Annotated in this window: 12 protein-coding genes; 6 read left to right on the forward strand and 6 right to left on the reverse strand. The window is 66.7% G+C overall.

The window, feature by feature from the left end:
• Positions 1-23: 23 nt before the first annotated feature.
• The 3 genes from ABZ477_RS04740 to ABZ477_RS04750 are packed head-to-tail and all read right to left on the reverse strand — an operon-like array spanning position 24 to position 6,453.
• Positions 24-3,161: a type I restriction endonuclease gene (locus tag ABZ477_RS04740; RefSeq protein WP_360128644.1), complete on the reverse strand. Its 3,138-nt coding sequence runs from the start codon at positions 3,159-3,161 to the stop codon at positions 24-26.
• Positions 3,158-4,435 (reverse strand): hypothetical protein, encoded by a 1,278-nt coding sequence (locus ABZ477_RS04745; protein WP_360128647.1) that lies wholly within the window; start codon positions 4,433-4,435, stop codon positions 3,158-3,160. The genes ABZ477_RS04740 and ABZ477_RS04745 overlap by 4 nt, the downstream gene beginning before the upstream one ends.
• Before the next feature lie 23 nt (positions 4,436-4,458).
• Positions 4,459-6,453, reverse strand: a complete 1,995-nt coding sequence (locus tag ABZ477_RS04750) for a class I SAM-dependent DNA methyltransferase (protein WP_360128650.1) — start codon at positions 6,451-6,453, stop codon at positions 4,459-4,461.
• 413 nt (positions 6,454-6,866) lie between these two features.
• Between ABZ477_RS04750 and ABZ477_RS04755 the strand changes: the two genes are divergently transcribed.
• Positions 6,867-8,204 carry a hypothetical protein gene (locus ABZ477_RS04755; protein WP_360128653.1) on the forward strand — a complete coding sequence of 446 codons (1,338 nt, stop codon included), beginning with the start codon at positions 6,867-6,869 and terminating at the stop codon, positions 8,202-8,204.
• Positions 8,201-8,377 (forward strand): hypothetical protein, encoded by a 177-nt coding sequence (locus tag ABZ477_RS04760; protein WP_360128655.1) that lies wholly within the window; start codon positions 8,201-8,203, stop codon positions 8,375-8,377. The genes ABZ477_RS04755 and ABZ477_RS04760 overlap by 4 nt, the downstream gene beginning before the upstream one ends.
• 211 nt (positions 8,378-8,588) lie before the next feature.
• Here ABZ477_RS04760 and ABZ477_RS04765 read toward each other — a convergent pair whose 3' ends face one another.
• The 3 genes from ABZ477_RS04765 to ABZ477_RS04775 all read right to left on the reverse strand — a co-directional run bounded on the left by ABZ477_RS04765 (position 8,589) and on the right by ABZ477_RS04775 (position 11,823).
• Entirely contained in the window at positions 8,589-9,917 is a 1,329-nt protein-coding gene (locus ABZ477_RS04765; RefSeq protein ID WP_360128658.1) for a hypothetical protein, read from the reverse strand.
• A 377-nt stretch (positions 9,918-10,294) separates the two neighbouring features.
• Positions 10,295-11,038: an SDR family oxidoreductase gene (locus ABZ477_RS04770; RefSeq protein WP_360128661.1), complete on the reverse strand. Its 744-nt coding sequence runs from the start codon at positions 11,036-11,038 to the stop codon at positions 10,295-10,297.
• Between the two features lie 209 nt (positions 11,039-11,247).
• A complete protein-coding gene (locus tag ABZ477_RS04775) occupies positions 11,248-11,823 on the reverse strand; it encodes a dihydrofolate reductase family protein (RefSeq protein ID WP_360128664.1) in 576 nt (191 codons plus the stop codon).
• An 86-nt stretch (positions 11,824-11,909) separates the two neighbouring features.
• Here ABZ477_RS04775 and ABZ477_RS04780 point away from each other — a divergent pair, with 86 nt between their 5' ends.
• The 4 genes from ABZ477_RS04780 to ABZ477_RS04795 all read left to right on the forward strand — a co-directional run bounded on the left by ABZ477_RS04780 (position 11,910) and on the right by ABZ477_RS04795 (position 16,817).
• A complete protein-coding gene (locus ABZ477_RS04780) occupies positions 11,910-12,902 on the forward strand; it encodes a winged helix-turn-helix domain-containing protein (protein ID WP_360128667.1) in 993 nt (330 codons plus the stop codon).
• A 276-nt stretch (positions 12,903-13,178) separates the two neighbouring features.
• Complete coding sequence (locus ABZ477_RS04785; protein WP_360128670.1) at positions 13,179-14,075, forward strand: CPBP family intramembrane glutamic endopeptidase; 897 nt, start codon at positions 13,179-13,181, stop codon at positions 14,073-14,075.
• A 29-nt stretch (positions 14,076-14,104) separates the two neighbouring features.
• Positions 14,105-14,944 carry a type II CAAX endopeptidase family protein gene (locus ABZ477_RS04790; RefSeq protein ID WP_360128673.1) on the forward strand — a complete coding sequence of 280 codons (840 nt, stop codon included), beginning with the start codon at positions 14,105-14,107 and terminating at the stop codon, positions 14,942-14,944.
• Positions 14,945-15,008: 64 nt separating this feature from the next.
• Positions 15,009-16,817, forward strand: coding sequence for a WD40 repeat domain-containing protein (locus ABZ477_RS04795; RefSeq protein WP_360129811.1), 1,809 nt, complete (start codon positions 15,009-15,011; stop codon positions 16,815-16,817).
• Positions 16,818-16,836 lie beyond the last annotated feature (19 nt).

Consider the following 16,836-nt stretch of genomic DNA (forward strand, 5'->3'; position numbering starts at 1 on the left):
ATGGGCGCGATGTGCCCAACACGTCAGCCCGTCGGCCGCTCCCGCAACCGCTCGTACAGCCCGAAGTCCAGGGCCAGCTGCACGAGGTGACCAGCCGGAAGCGCCCGGATCGCGGCGAGCACCTCGGCACTCGCCGTCTCGTGCGACCAGACCGCATCCTCGAGCACGACCTGCAACGCGGGGGAGTTCGAGAAGTCGACCTTGGTGTTGTTGCGCGCCTGCTCGGCGAGCCCGGCGTCCGCGATCGCCTCGACCAGCAGACCCTCGATCGCTCCCACCTTGTGCTCATCCTTCGCCGCGAGATCGCCGAGGTACTTGTTGACCTTCTCGATCAGCTCGGCGGTCGAGGCACGCTCCTTCTCGCGAAGCGCCGCCATCCCCGCTTCGGTGACTCCCTGCAGGCCCTCTGCCTCGCCGGAGGCGAGCGCGATGCCTTCCTGCTTGAGCTTCTCGAGCTTGTAGTGGGTGAGCACGACGTCCGACACATCGACGACCTCGCCGCCGCCCGAGTCCGACACTGCGCGAAGCCGCCGAGCGAGCAGGTCGCCGAAGACCGAGAACTTCTCGTACCGCGGATCGCCAAAATGCAGCACCTGCGAGAAGAACGCGTACAGCGAGGCATACTGTGCGAGCGTCGCGCGGAAGTCGATCAGGCGCTCGCGCTCCTCCGCGTCCTCCGTCGATGCCAGCCAGCGCGTCGTGAAACGGTCCACGGCCGGGTCGAGGTGGGCCGAGAGTGCGTTGTGCGCGGCACCGGGGCCGCCCGGCGTCGCGGTCCAGTCCGCCCACACCTGGTCGACCTCGGCCCATGTGAAGACGCCGACGGCGTCGAGCTTGTTGAGCAGGTTCGCCACGAGATCGGGATCGGATGCCGTCTCGACCCGGGCACCCTCGTAGTACTCCTGGAACGCCGCCTGGATGACCTCGGGCTCATTGACGAAATCGAGGACGTACGTCTCGGTCTTCCCCGGCATCGTGCGGTTCAGGCGCGAGAGCGTCTGCACGGCGGCGATCCCCGACAGTTGCTTGTCGACGTACATCGCCACGAGCAGCGGCTGGTCGAACCCGGTCTGGTACTTGTTCGCCACGATCAGCACATGGTGGTCGGGCTGTGCGAACACGTCGGCGAGGTCGCGCCCCTTCACCGTCGGATTCATGGATGCTTCGGTCACGGTCGGCGGCGAGACCCCGGGCAGCGCGGCGACATCTGGGTCGGGCACCTCGCCCGAGAACGCGACGAGCGCCTGGAGCGGCAGCCCTCGCTCGGCCGCGAGCTTCTCGAACGCCCGCGCGTAGCGCACGGCCGCGGCCCGCGACGACGTGACGATCATCGCCTTCGCGCGCCCGCCGAGCTGGGGCTGCACGACCTCACGGAAATGCGTGATGATCTCGGACACCTTCGAGGCGATGTTGGTCGGATGCAGCTCCACGAGCCCGATGAGAGCGCGCGTGCCTTTGCGCACGTCGATCTCGTCGGCATCGGCCGACCCGGTGCCCGAGCCGCCCCCGGTCCCCGAGCTTGTCGAGGGGCCGGCCCCCCGCTTAGCGATGCGCGCGGCCATGTCGTACGTCGTGTAGTTGCGCAGCACATCGAGGATGAACCCCTCCTCGATCGCCTGCTTCATCGAGTACAGGTCGAAGGGGCGGGGCTCGCCGTCGGGGCCGGGCGTGCCGAACAGTTCGAGCGTCTTCGCCTTGGGCGTCGCGGTGAACGCGAAGAAGCTCAGCCGCTCGTCGGTGTCGGCGTGCGCGGCCATCGCGACGAGGGCGTCCTGGTCGGCACCCGGTTCGTCGACGTCGATCTCGACGGCCTCGCCGCGATAGAGCAGCTCTCGCAGCTTGTTCGCCGCGTCGCCGGACTGCGACGAGTGCGCTTCGTCGGCGATGACCGCGAACCGCTTGCCCGCGAGGGCGCCGCCGTCCTCGCGCATCTGCTTCAGAGCGTGCGGGAACGTCTGCAGAGTGACGCCGATGATCGGGATGCCGGATGCCAGCGCCTCGGTCAGCTGCGCCGACTTCGACCCTTCCGACCCGCGCGTGATCGCCTGGAAGGTTCCGGTCGCCGTGACGAGCTGGTCGACAGCATCCTGCAACTGCCGGTCGAGCACTTGCCGGTCGGCGATCACGATGACCGAGTCGAACACCTTGTCGCCCGCGAGGGTGTGGAGCGACGCGAGGCGATGCGCGGTCCACGCGATCGAGTCGGTCTTGCCCGAACCGGCGGAGTGCTGGATGAGGTACCTGTGACCCGGACCGTCGGCGCGGGCGGCGGCGGTGAGCGCCGTGACGGCGCGCCACTGGTGGAACCGCGGAAAGCGGATCTGCGATCGGTAGGTCACCTTGCCGGTAAGCGGATCGGTCTGCTTCTCATGGTTGGTGTAGACGAACTTCGTGAGGATGTGCAGCCACGCGTCGCGGCCCAGCACGTCCTCCCAGAAGTACGCCGTGCGCGGCTTGTCTCCGTTCGGCGCATTGCCCGCGCCCCCGTCATGGCCGCGGTTGAACGGCAGGAACGATGTCGCCTCGCCCGCGAGCCGCGTCGTCATCGCGATCTCGTCCTGCGTGAGCGCGAAGTGCACCAGCGCCCCGCGCCCGACCGTCAGCAGCGGCTCGCCCTGCGGGTGCCGGTCGTGCTTGTACTGCGTGATCGCGTGGGCGAGGCTCTGCGCGAAGTTCGTCTTGATCTCGACCGTCGCCACGGGGACGCCGTTGACGAAGAACACCAGGTCGATGCGGTCGGCCTTCCTCGTCGAATAACTTAGCTCGGGCACGACCCGCAGGATGTTGCGCTCGTACAGCGCCGACAGCGCCGGGTTGCGGTCGTCGGCGGGAGGCTGCTGCAGCATGCGGAACCGCTTGGCCCCCACGACGTCGAACCCCTTGCGCAGGACCGTCAGGGTGCCGCCGCCCTGCTTCTCGTCAGTGCCGAGGGATGCCGCGAGCCGATCGAGCACACGGGCGCGACCTAGCTCGTCTCCGTCGTGCTTGACGATCCTGCGCAGGTTCTTCTCGTCGTCGAGCGCGAGCCACGCGAGCACGTCGTCGGGATACAGCGCCCGCTCGCGGTCGTATCTGTCGCTCGTGCCGACCTGCCAGCCGTGCCCCGCCAAGTGGGCGACGATGAGCTTCTGGAACTCGGTCTCGCCATACAGCGTGCTCATCGCGCCCCCACGGTGGTCGGTGGTTGAGTAGCGCGCGCAGCCCGCGTATCGAAACCGATGCTGTCGACCATCGGCTTCTGCCGGGTCGTGACGTCGATCTGGCCAGTGACGGCGGCGGTGATGAGGGCCGCGCGGCGTTCTTTCGCGAGGGCGATGGCGGCGTCGATGTCGGCGCTCACATTTGCAACCTCGGCCCACCGCGCGTCGAGTGCGTCGGCAACCTCACGCTGACGCTCCGGGCTCGCGATGGGAACCGGAGTCACCGCAACCTTCTCCGCCGTGAAGTGGGGCATCGAGGTGACCGATGCAATCGTCTTGATGTAGCCGGCGTGGCGAAGGAGGTGGAGGGCGTAGGCGACGTAGCGCCCGTCGACGCCGGAATGGGGGCGAACCCGAACAATCGAGTTCTGAAAGCCCAGCTCGGGTAGATCCTTATGTGCGTAGGCGGCCCTGCCAAACCCGCCCTGGCCGCCCTCGACGATCAGGACATCGTTGCGGCGCACATCCATCAAGGCACGCTCCGAACGAGTGAAGTGCATGGTCTTGAGATCGGATAGGTCGAGACGGCCGAGCGGCTGAATGTTCGCCGCCCTCAGGTATCGGTACTCGCTCTCCGCAGTCGTCGGCGAAGGGTCGAGCATCTTCCCCAGTGTGATCGACCCGAGATGGCGGAGAGGAACGACGGTTGAGGAGTCGGCACGAAAGAGGTCTGTCGGATAGGGCAGCACGCTCGCGAGCTCCGCCATGCGGTGCTCATCGAGTGTCGACTTGAGTTTCTCGAGGTCGGCGATGAAGGCGTCGATCTCGGCGGTCTCGTGGTCGAGGTAGTCCGCGATCTGCTGCTGCATCCAGGGGTCGAACCACGGAAGGGCCGTCTGTCTCACCCAGCCCATGTTCAGGTTCGGAACCGCTCCACCGTTCAAGAGCAAGTCGGGATCCAGGAGGTGGAGGGCAAAGTACAGATAACGAGGATGAGTACCTGGACGTGGCACCATCGCCACCATGTTGTTGTCGATGCATGATGTGATCCCCGTCACGCCGACGCGACGCAGACTGACAGCGGCCCCGATCTTCGCCAGTACAGGCGTGCCGGGCGCGATGAGGTCGGCACGCAGGAGGGATGCCGTATCTCTGTCGATGGTGTCAGGCGGCTCGGCGAAATACCCTTGCGAGTTGGTCCTCCCAAGTTCGCCAACCTTGAGGAAGGGCAGCTCGTTGCCACGCTCGCCCTGCAGTGCGGGCGGAAACCCCGCGCCCGACACTGGGTCGGCCATCAGCTTGAGGGGACGCCTATCGCTCACGCCCTCACCGCTTCCAGCCTCACGCGGATCCGCCCGAGCACCTCGTCCAGATCCCGGTCGATCTCCTCCAGCGGGCGCGGCGGCACGTACTCGTAGAAGTGACGCGTGAAGGGGATCTCGGCGCCCTCCTTCGTCTTCGACTCGTCGATCCACGCGTCCGGCACGAACGGCTTCACCTCGCGCTCGAGGTAGGCGTGGATGTCTTCGTCCCACGGCACGTTCTCGGTGTCGCGACGCGAGGCGTCGGGAGCGGGCTTGCCGGCAACCGTGACGAGCTCGCCCTCGTCGTCGGGCTCGCCGAGCTCGGAGACGAGGGACTTGAGCTGGGTGGGCGAAAGCGTGATTCCGGCATCCGTCAGCGTTGCGGTGAGGGAGCGGGTGAACTCGGCGCGGTTCGTCGAGACGAAGCGGGACGACGCTTCGACAAGCTCAGCGACCGCGGGCGAGGCTGTTGAGAGCAGGGCGGCGCGGAGCGCGGCGAGGGTCGCGGCATCCAGCTTCGACAGCGCGCGCGAGGCGAGCGCCTTCTCGACCCGCGTGGCGGTCACGGCGTAGTTGAGCCGCAGTGGGCGCTCGACGGTGATCGTGCGGTAGAAGAAGTCGGTCGTGCGGAAGATCTTCGAGTGCTTCGACTCGGCGAACTCCGTGAACAGCTTGGTGATCTCGCGAATGTGCGCGGCCGACAGCTTGCGGCGTTTGGAGCCGATCGACTTGCGCATCTTCTCGAACATGCCGGTCGCGTCGATGAGCTGCACGAGCCCGCGGCGGTTCGCCGGCTTGTCTTTGTTCAGCACCCACACGTAGGTCGCGATGCCGGTGTTGTAGAACATGTCGGTCGGCAGGCCCACGATCGCCTCGAGGTAGTCGGACTCGAGGATCCACTTGCGGATGTTCGATTCGCCCGACCCCGCGCCGCCCGTGAACAGCGGGGAACCGTTCAGCACGATCGCCCCGCGGCCAGCGACGGCGGCAGCCTCGCCCGGCTTCGGCTCGCGCAGCTTCGCGATCAGATGCATGAGGAACAGCAGCGAGCCGTCCGATACGCGCGGCAGCCCGGGCCCGAACCGGCCGGCGAAACCCGCGACGGTGTGCTCGGTCTCGATCTGCTGGCGGTACTGCTTCCAGTCGACGCCGAACGGCGGATTCGACAGCCCGTAGTGGAACGTGCGTCCCTCGAACGCCGGATCGGTGAGGGTGTTGCCGAGCACGATGTTGTCGATCGGCTGGCCCTTGACGACCATGTCGGCCTTGCAGATCGCGTACGAGGCGGGGTTGATCTCCTGCCCGAGCAGGTTCACGTGCGCCTTGGCGTTGTGGTCGTGGATGCGGTCGGCGGCGACCGACAGCATCCCACCCGTCCCCGCCGTGGGGTCGTAGACCTCACGGACGATCCCCGGGGTCATGAGGCTCTCGTCGGCATCGACGAGCAGCGACACCATGAGCTCGATCACCTCGCGCGGAGTGAAGTGCTCACCGGCGGTCTCGTTCGACGCCTCGGCGAACTTGCGGATGAGCTCCTCGAAGATGTGCCCCATCTGCTCGTTGCTCACGGCGTCGGGATGCAGGTTCGCCTTCGCGAAGTGCTGCAGCACCTGCAGGAGCAGGTCGTGTGCCGCGAGATCGAGAATGGTGTCTTCGAGCTTGTACTTGTCGAAGATGTCGCGCACGTTCGGCGAGAACGCCTGCACATAGTCGCGCAGGTTCTTCTCGAGGTTGTCGGGGTCGCCCGTGAGCGACTTCAGGTCGTGACGCGAGCGGTTGTGGAACGAATACGGATGCTGCGCCTTGGCCCGCAGCATCGCCTGCGGCGGCTCGTCATCGGGCCCGTACCCCTCTGACGCTGCGAGCACCGCCTGCTTCGTCGGCGCGAGCACGGCATCGAGGCGCGACAGCACCGTGAACGGCAGGATCACATCGCCGTACTGATGCTGCTTGTAGGTGCCCCGCAGGATGTCGGCGGCGTTCCAGATGAACGTGGCGTGATTGAGCAACGATCGCCCCTAAGTCGATATCGAACTGACCCATCACTCTATGGCCGAAGGGCGCCGCGCCCGCGGGCACGGTACCGCCATCAGGTATCGCAGTCTGGTCCCTCGCGTTCGGATCGTCGACAAGATTCGGGCTCCTCGCTCTTGGGAGCGCATGGTACCTCGCCACCGAGGTAGCGCGATGCTCGCCTGCGCGGCTTTCCGACCTACGGCGGAGGATCGGGAGAGGATCGGCATCCCCCACCCCAGTTCGACTAGCTTCGCGTCCGTGTGGTGGTTCGGGCTTCCATCTTCGCGCACACGGACGTCATCATGACGTCCGTAAAGGGCTGTGTCCACCAGGCTGAGGGCGCGCTGCCCGGCCCTGACCCCGCGCGCCGGTACGTTACTTCTCAACGTCCTTACCCAGGAGCGACATGACGACCGAGATCGCGATTCTCAATCGCAGCGCTGTCGCGCTCGCAGCCGACAGTGCCGTGAGTGTTTCGAGCGCCGGCAGCCTCAAGGTTTACGACGGAGTCAACAAGCTCTTCGAGCTGATTAAGGGCCGCCCAGTGGGGGTCATGATCTACAACGGCGCAGAACTCTCATTCCGGCCATGGGAGACGATCATCAAGGCCTACAGGGAGGAGCGGCGCGATCGTTCACTTCCGACACTCGATGAGTACGTAGAGGATTTCAAGGCGTTCATCCGCCTGCACCCTGAACTGTTCTCGGAGCGCCAGCAACACGAGGCACTCATGCAGACTGCGTTCGCGCATCTGTCATCCGTGCGGGTTGCCGTCTTGCAGGACCTGCAGCAAGCGATCGCCAAGGGCAAGAGGCCAACGCCCAGGCTAATCACGGCGACGACCGCTCGGCATGTGCGGGTTTTCTGGGACAGGGCACGCACTACCTACGACATCACCGCGTGGCCCGACGCGCTTCCTACGGCTCGAACCCTCGGTCAGCAGCTCCGTGCCGACCTCGACCCGTTGATCGACGCCGCGTTCGGCAATCTCCCGCTCAGCGACCCCCTCAAGGCCAACCTTCGCGTGGGACTCATCCATCGGATGTTCGGTCGGAACGATGCGGATGGTCAGTTCTCGGGCGTCGTCATCGCGGGTTTCGGCGACGCCGAGTATTACCCCCGCCTTCGGGAGTTCCGCGCGAAGGCAGTGTACAAGGATCGGCTGATGGCCTTCGACGTGCTCGAGTCAAAGACTGACATCGGAGTCTATCTGCCGGGCGACATCAAGTCCTTCGCGCAGGGCGACATGATCAGGTCCTTCACCGACGGAATCCAGGACCAGGTTCGCGGCGAGATGATCGAGTTCTGGAACAACTGGCGGACACGAGATGTCGGCAATGCGGTGGCAGCTGACGCACGACTGGACGGTCTTGCCCCCGCGGATCGCGCAGCCGTCACCGACTCAATCAGGGACATGTCGTCGACCGCTGTCGACGAGTTCCTCGACCACATGGCGAAGTACGAGCAAGCGAGTGTGAAGGGCCCGCTCCTTCAGAGTGTCGCGTTCCTGCCAAAGGACGAGCTCGGAGCCATGGCGGAAAGTCTCGTGAACCTCACAACGCTCAAACGACGGGTATCCATCAACGAAGCGCAGACTGTTGGTGGTGCCGTCGATGTCGCTGTGGTGTCGAGGGGTGATGGTTTTGTATGGTTGAAGCGTAAGCACTACTTCGATCAAGAGTTGAACCCCTCGTGGGCAGCGACGCACGCAGCGCAGCCGGTTCGAAGGAAGGCATCCCAGTGAACGGTGACAAGGTGCAAGGTCAGGTATTCCAGGAGCTCGTTAACGAATACTTCCCGCGGGACGCGGTCCAGGTACTGGAGGATGTTCGCGTCGCCCGTCAGCATGTAACTCCGATCGCCGACCAAGAGACGAATCTCCTGCTCGGATCGCTCAGCGGCCAGTTCGCTCGCTGATAGACCATCGTCGGTTGGCGCTGGGGATCCGCGAGTAATCGTGGTCTCGGCCGTCGACACCTTTCCCTCAACTCCTTCCAGATCGCACTCGCCAATGCTGGTCGTCTCGTGTTGGCGCGACCTTGCTCGCCTACACTCACCGCCACGGTTGAAGACGCCTGACGCACGCTCAGCCCCGAGTCTGTGTCGAAGGCGTGCATTCCCCGCGTATCTATGCCTCCTCCACGACTGGCTGGTCTCCACGCCTCTGTGAGATCACCGAATGTAGAGGTCCCCGCCAGTCCCTAGTGCTCACACTCACTTCGAACGTGCCTTTGAGGACCTCGTTGATCTCGCCCGCCACCAGCCGCCAGCTCGCGATCACCTTCTGCGGGGCTACCGACATGTCGCCCACAAAGGCGACCAGAACTACGTCTCTGTCCGGAGTCGTGACGGCCTGCTCCGCGTGGAGACGACGGAGTTCCACGACGAGTTCCGTCGGGTTCTGCTTGTCGATGCGGATCGCACCGTCGGAACTGTGAGTTGACGCGAACAATCGACCGTGGTCGAGGGCAACTGCGGTAAGGAACGACTCCTGCCCCCGGTCCCGCGGGCGGCCAGCGAACAGGTCAATATCTTCGTCCTTGTCCTCCCAGTCCAGCGCTGTCAGCGGGACGTCGAAGGTGATATCCAGCCGGACGTCTTTGAGCGACGCAGTCGTGTTGTTGACGATCTTTACCGCGAACGCGCGGGACATCTGCGCCGCGAGCTCATGAAGACCCACGGTGGGTTCCTCCAACGCTTCGGCCGCCCACTCGTCCACTGCGCTCAGAAAGGCCTCGCGGCTACGCCTGTCCGTGTGAAGAATCGGCTGAACGAGCCCGAACGGCGAACGCGCAGATTCGACGTCCACCTGCGCCTCCAGCCGCTCGACATGCCATTCGACGAAAGCCCGCAGCTCGTCGTCGTCCACCACGTATGCCTCGACCCCACCCACCGGCTCCACGGCTACATCCAGCACGCTACCGGGCGTCGCCGCCCGTGAGAGCATCGCAACTACTTCAGGTCCGTTTGCCTTGCGGGTCTGACCATCCGCCCGCATATAGATGTCTCCGCTCCAGAGCGGCTCCCCATCCTTCAGGACTGGCCAGATCCTCCCGGTGGGCGGGTCGACGATGATGAGGACGATGTCCCGGCCCCCGTCGACGGCGATGGTGTCGATGTCCCAGACCGGCGGCTCGGGTCCAGCGAACTCGACGATCTCGCGTTCCAGGTCCATCACCTCGAATTTGGGGACACCCCGCACACCGTCAAGGGGAAGTCCGAGCACCAAGACGGCGTGACCCTCGAAGTGTCGGGCAGCTTTGACAGGTTCGCGATGAGCCGCGCCGAGGATGAACTTTACGACCTTGCGGCGGTCGGCTCGCCGGTTTAGGTCGAACCCGCTCTTCAGCTCCAGATAGTGCCGCTCGGCGCGGTCGTCGCTCGCTTCCAGGGCTGCCACGAACGCCGCACGCGCCCGTTTCCCCACCGGCAGTTTGCCCGTCTCCACCACGCCCATTGGACGAGTAAACCGTATCCGGGGTCCTGACGCCCGTACCGTGGCCGTCACCTCAATGCGTTGCGCAACCAAGAGCTCGTCGACTCCACTTCCGAGCGGGTGGAGACTACCGTCATCATCGCCGCTGATGGCTTGCCGCCCCCGGTAAGAGGGCGCACCTCACACGCGGCAGACCGCACCACCGCGCGGGGTCAGGTTTCGCTCGGCGGGGTCCCTCTATCGTGCAGTGCCCGAATGAGGATCCCGGCTGCACGCGCGCCTTGGTGAGGCTGTGGGGGCTCTCCGTCCATGAGTGGGCGGTCCGATACGACTTGGACGCGACAGGCTCGTCGCGCTGGCGAGCGGAACGTGTCGCCTTGCTACGGTGAGAATTGGCGTCAGTCGCTCTCGGCGAGCCACTCGTCGTAGGTCTGGTGGCCGATGATCGCTCCGGGGGCGGGAAGCGATGAGCCGTCGCGCTGGGACTTCGCCATGGCCCCGGGGAGCGACACCGCCGGGATCCAGGCGTGTGACCCGTGCGTCCGGGCATACGCCCTGACGATCTCGACGAGGCTCTCTTCGCGCGGCCCGGCGAGGTCCGTGACACGCCCGGCGGGTCCGGCCTCGGCGAGGTCGACCAGACGCTCGGCGACTTCTCGGGCCGCGATCGGCTGGGTGCGCATGCGCGGCGCGAGATGCACGGGGCCGATCTTGGCCCCGCCGTACACCTGCCGCGCGAACTCGTGAACCTGTGTGGCGCGCTGAATGGTCCACGGTATCGGGCCGGCCTGGACCGCGCGCTCCTGCGCGAGCTTCGCGCCGTAGTAGCCATCATCGATCCCGTCGATTCCGACAATGGAGAGCGTCACATGGTGCCGGACACCCTCCCGGGCCTCCGCCGCGAGCAGCACGCGGGTGGTCACCTCGAAGAACTCCGTCGCCTCACGTCCGTTCATCGTGGCGATGTTGGCGACGTCGATGACCACGTCGACGCCGTGCAGCGCTTCCGCGACGCCCTCGTCGTGAACCAGGTCGACACCGCTGCTTCGCGACAGCACCACGACATCGTGCCCGCGCTCCACCGCAATCTCGACGACGTGGGTCCCGATCGTTCCGGTTCCGCCGGCGACCGCGATTCTCATGGCCCGATCCTCCCTATCCGTCCCAGAGCAATCCCATGGGGACCATGCTTCCCCTCAGTGCAGTCTCCGTGGGACGGCCTTGACAGGCCCCGGCAGAAGTGCCCCGGCCGCACAGGGATCCCGCGGCGGTCGGTGAGTCTGGTCGGTGGGCAGCATCGGGGTGCGTCGCCGTCGGGGTCGGGTGGGGTCGTGGCCGGTGACTCCGCTGGTTACGCGCGGCGTACGCGGTAGCGGAGGTGGAGCACCCTGCCACCTTGGATGACGACGTCGGGGTCTTCGAGCAGCCGGGGGGTGTCGAGATCGCCGAAGAAGCGGCGTCCAGAGCCGAAGACGACGGGCGCGACATCCATCGCGACTTCGTCGACGAGCCCAGCCGCGAAGCACTGCCCGCCCACAAGGCCCGCGGCGACGCCGACGTCCTTGCCGTCCGCGAGTTCACGGGCGCGGTCGATCGCCGTCGAGATGTCCTCCACGAACTCGTACGGGGCGTCGGGATACCACTGCTCGGGGCGCTGACGGTGCGAGACGACCACGACGTGCGGGATCCCCGCCGGGGGTGTCCCCTCCCAGCCGTTCATGAGGTCGAACAGCCGTCGACCGATGACGAGGCATCCTGTCGCCGCCCAGGTCGATTCGAGATAGCTCGCCGACTGGGGCGTCACCCGGAATCCGCCGAGGGGCACGTTCCCGGCGAAGTACCAGTCGAAGAGCGAGCCGATGTCGTCGTTGTCGTCGGCGATGAACCCGTCGACGGACACCACGTTGTGCATCACTACCTTGCTCATGGAATCCTCCTCTGCTTGGTTGCGTGCCCTTCCAGGCTTCCGGTTGACGCAGCACTCAGGCAACGGATTCTGACTATTCTGAATCCATGACCGAGACGGAGTCCGCTGTCCGATTCCGGTTCGGACGCGACGACCTGCTGCGCACCCGTTTCGCGATCGCGCCGTTGATCGAGCTCAGCGCGGCGACCTACGTGCTGCGGCTCCCCGGTCAGTTCCCGGAGCATCGTCGTTTCATCCAAGCCGCCTCATCCCGCATCGGCTCGCTCGACCTCGGACTGCTGTACGCGGTCAATCCGCTGGGCCGTCGCACCTGGCCGAACTTCAACGCTCCCGCCCCGTTGACTCCGCACCCCGACATCGGCAACGAACTGGCCAGAGTCGCCGCCACACCGCCGTCGACCGTGGTCGCTGACGTCCTCCGCACGTATCCCGGAGGAGTCCCTGAAGGCCTGCGCCCGTTCGTCGAGGACCCGGAGGAAGCGCTCGCCGGCCTCGTCGAGCAGATGCGCGCCTTCTGGGACGCGGTGATCGATCCGTGGTGGGCGCGGATGACCGGATTCCTAGAGGCGGAGATCGCCGGTCGTGCCCGTCGACTGGTGTCGGCGGGTGGGGCTTCCGCATTCACCGGACTGGGCCGGAACGTGCGCTGGGACGGAGCGGCCCTGACCGTGTCGCCGGTCGCGATGGCCTCGCGCGACATCGACCTCGCCGGCAGAGGCTTGCTGCTGATCCCCTCCGCGCTGGCATTCGACGTGTGGCCGCGCGTCGATGGCCCGTGGGACCCGGCCCTCACCTACCAGCCGCCCGGAGTCGGAGACCTCTGGCAACGCGATCACCACGCCGCGGGAGCACTCGAGGAACTCATCGGGCGCCGCCGCGCCGCGATCCTCCGAGCGCTCGACCAGCCGACGTCAACGCTCGCCGTCGCCCAGCGCACCGGCTGGAGCGCCGGCGGCGTGAGCACCCACCTGGCAGCCCTGCGCCGCACCGGCCTCGTTGTCCGCCGGCGCGACGGACGTGAAGTGCTCTACACCCGCACCCACGCCGGCACAGCCCTCATCGCGCACGCAACAACCTAACAAGCGGCCACGGACGAGCTATCCGCCGGCAAACCGGCGAATGCGCGCGACGGTCCCGCTCTCGGGCACTGCCCGCAAGGGGATGCATCCCGGGCACTTCGACCGCCCGCGTCTCTTCTGGGATCCGGCGCATGATCCGCACGCAGAGCGACCGGCTTCCGCACGCCCGCCGACCGTCATCCGCGCTGATCGGCGGTGAGTAACGGGGATTTGAACCCGCGACCCTCCGTTGCGCGCAGGTGGACCCGGAGAGGTGAGCGCATCTGCCAGGATCGGGTGAGGCACGCGGCCGAGCGGTCTTGCGGCAGTCCGGGTATCAGGATGGGGGAGTTGATGGCTGATCGGTCGACGGGGTGGAAGGGTTTCTGGGATCGTGGGGGCTTCTGGCGGGCGCTGCTGCTGGCGGCGCTGTACCTCGGTGTTTACCTTCTGATCGGGTTCCTGCTCGGACTGGTGGTGCCGGAGGGTGGTGACGTGCGGGGTGAGAAGGGCAGCGCGCCGGATGTGTTCTTCGCCACCGCGCTGCCGATCATCCTCACCAGCATTCTTCTGATCGCGTTCGCGGCGTCGGTCGGATGGTTGAAGGAGCTGTTCGCCCGGCAGTCGCTGGGCGGACGCGGATGGATGTGGATCGCGCTGATCGTCGTGTTGGCGATCAACGTCGCCGCGCTGTTCAGCATCGACTACGCCGAGGCCGGTCTCGTCCTCGTATTCACGTGGCTGTTCGCGGGACTGTTCGTCGGATTCGTGGAAGAGCTCGTCACCCGCGGCTTCGTGGTCAACATGATGCGCAAGGCCGGCCACGGCGAGATCGCGGTCGCGCTGGCCTCCGCGGGCATCTTCGCCGCGCTGCACCTGGTCAACGCCTTCACCACGAGCCAGGGAATCGTCGTAACGCTCGAACAGGTCGTCTACACGTTCGCGTTCGGCATCTGCATGTACCTGATCCTGCGCGTCACCCGCACCCTGATCGCCCCGATGCTCGTCCACGCCAGCACCGACCCGACCCTGCTCCTGCACGGAACCTACCCGGCGAACAGCATCGTCGGATTGCTGCCCACGCTCAGCACCTACCTCGTCGTCGCGACCGGGATCATCCTGCTGATCGTGCTGATCGTCAGCGAACGACGCCGGACCGCGCAGCACAGTCCCGCTGGCGTGGCAAGCCCCTGACGTCAGCCATCTCGACTGCGAAGGCCACGATGACGACATCGCCACCGACGACCGAGACCCGCAGGGTACGTCCCCGCATCTGGATCGGCCTCGTCGCCGTTCTGATCTACGTTGGTTTCGCCGCAGGCCTCGGCAACGTGCTGGGCGGCTTGGCCGGCGACGACGCGACCGCCGAGTTCGCGCTGTCCCATCTCATCCCCCTTCCGATCGCGATCGCCGCCGCCCTGGCGTTCGTCCGCTGGGCCGGGTGGTCGCAGCCGGTGTGGCAGGAGACGCCGACCGTGCGGCGCATCCCGCGACGCTGGTGGCTGGTCAGTATCCCGGTGCTCGCGCTGCTGGTGCCGCTCGGGCAGGCGGTCACGATCCCCTGGGGTGACCGGGCCATCTCGTTCATCCTGATCGTCGCCGTCGGGACGTTGCTGGTCGGCCTCGGTGAGGAGCTCGTGGTGCGCGGCATCCTGCTCGTCACCGTCCGGGAACGGCACGGTGAACTCCTCACCATGCTCGTCACCGCCGTGGTGTTCGCTCTGGCCCACGTGTTCGGCAGCGTCTGGCACGGGCTGCCGCCCGCGGCGATCGCGTTCCAGGTGGCCGTGCTGGCGATGGCCGGAGTCGGCTATTACTGGGTGCGACGGGTCACCGGTCGGCTGTGGGCGGCGGTGCTGCTGCACGCGTTCACCGACTTCGTCCTCTACGTCGGCTCCGCAGCGGGCAACCCCGCCGAGGCGATGGCCTCCACCTCCGACGCCGGCAATCCCGTCACCGTGACCGCCCAGATCCTGCTCGGCATCGCCATCACCGCCAGCATCGTCAGCGTCATCCGCGAAGACATCCGCGCCCGCCGCCGCGCCACGAACAGACCGCGGTAGCCAGAACCCGACGCCCCCAGGTGCGCGCGGTCAGCTCCCTGACCGCGCACTTGCCCGCAAGGGGATCGCGATCGACGAGGCCCACACACGGGTCATCGATCGGCTGGTCGACGCGCGCCTGCTCACCACCGACGAGGAATCGGTGCAGCTGTCGCACGAAGCACTCGCACGGGAATGGCCACGGCTGAAGGAATGGCTCGCCGCTGATGTCGAGGGCCAACGCATCATGCGGCACCTCAGCTCCGCTGCCGCCGCCTGGGATGCAATGGGACGACCCGACAGCGAGCTCTACCGCGGCAGCAGGCTCGCGGCGGCCCAGCAGTGGCGGGATGTGGCTGATCCCGCCCTCACCGCGGTCGAGCAAGAGTTCCTGGATGCCTCTTCAGCGCACGAGTCCGCAGAACTCGCCGCCGCCCGCCGCATGGTGCGCCGACTGTCCTGGGTGTCGGTCGGCGCAGCCGGTCTGGCTCTCGTCGCTATTGCGGCGAGCCTCTTCGGGGGGTTCCAGGCAAGCCTCGCAGGCGAGCGCGCGACGGTCGCCGAAGCCCGACGGGTCGCTGGGCTGGCCCTGGAAGAGCCCGACTTCGACCGTGCGCTGTTACTCGCTGTGGAAGCCATCCACATCTGGGACGATCCCGAGACACGCGTCAACCTCGTACGCGTCATCTCGCGCGCACCCCGACTGACGAGCATCACCCGCATCCCGGAAGTCGGAGTCGCCGCGGGCAGCATGTCGCTTGCGGAGGACGGGACTCGCGCGTCGGTGATCGACAGCGACGGGGTTGTGCGCCTGTTCGATCTCGACGACCGATCGCAGCTCGCGGAGTACGGGCCGTTCTTCAAGATAGTGGTGACGTCGGCGATCGACCCCGTCACTGGGGCAGTCGCGTTCAGCGAGACATCCGACACGTGCACCGAGGCCCGCTGCGACTTCCGCCGGATCGCAACACTCGATGTCGGCGACGCGGGCCGCTCGGGCGTCACGACCTACGAGGGGCTGGGCGGGCCGGCGACCGACGTCGAATACTCGGCCGACGGATCCCTGTTCGCCGCGCTCACGGCGACACCGCGGCCTGACTCATCCGTGAGCGTCGCCCTGTGGCGAGGCGGCGCAGCCGACCGGACCGGCCCGATACTCCGGGATCTCGGCGTGATCACTTCCAATCCGAGCTCTCTGCCCGGTCGGGGCTTGCCCGGTCCGGCGTGGCAATACAGTGCGGTGAAGTTCTCACCGGACGGCTCGCGCATCTACGCCAGCGGGTTCGGGCCGACCATCGTGCTTGACACGACATCGGGCCAAGAGCTTCATCGGATCCCCGGCACCGGGATACTCGCCGTCAGTCCGGATGGACGCCGGATCGCCGTCCGCGATGGCGAGCGCGCGGTGCGCATCGTCGACTCCTCCGGGCAAGCAGCACCCATCGCCGTCACGCTGTCGTCCTTTCCGTCGGTGGCCGACTTCAGCCCAGACGGCACTCAGTTGGCCATCGCCGCCGGCAACGAGGTCGTGGTGGCGAACGCCGAGAGCGGCGAGGTCGAGGAGACGCTCCAAGATCATGACGGCTTGGTCACCGCGGTCGAGTTCCGACCCACCGGTGAGCTGGTGACAGCCGGAGATGACGGCGCGATCATCACGTGGCAATTCGGGGACTGGGTGGGGGGCCTTCGCAGCGACCTACGGGACCATGGGCCGGCCGAGGTCGATGAACGCACCGTCGCGCGCGAACAGTCCGACGGGCGTTGGCTGGTCGTTGTCGCCGAGCCGACGGCGTGGGAGGAACGCGCGTGTGAGACTGCGGGACGCGCGCTGACCGAGCAGGAGTGGGCGGAATTCTTGGGATCTCGTCCGTACGCCCCGGCATGTGGGGAATGACCGCGGCTGCAGCTTCACG

Origin of the sequence: Microbacterium sp. NPDC019599, assembly GCF_040632175.1 — a bacterium.
Classification (GTDB): Bacteria; Actinomycetota; Actinomycetes; order Actinomycetales; family Microbacteriaceae; genus Microbacterium.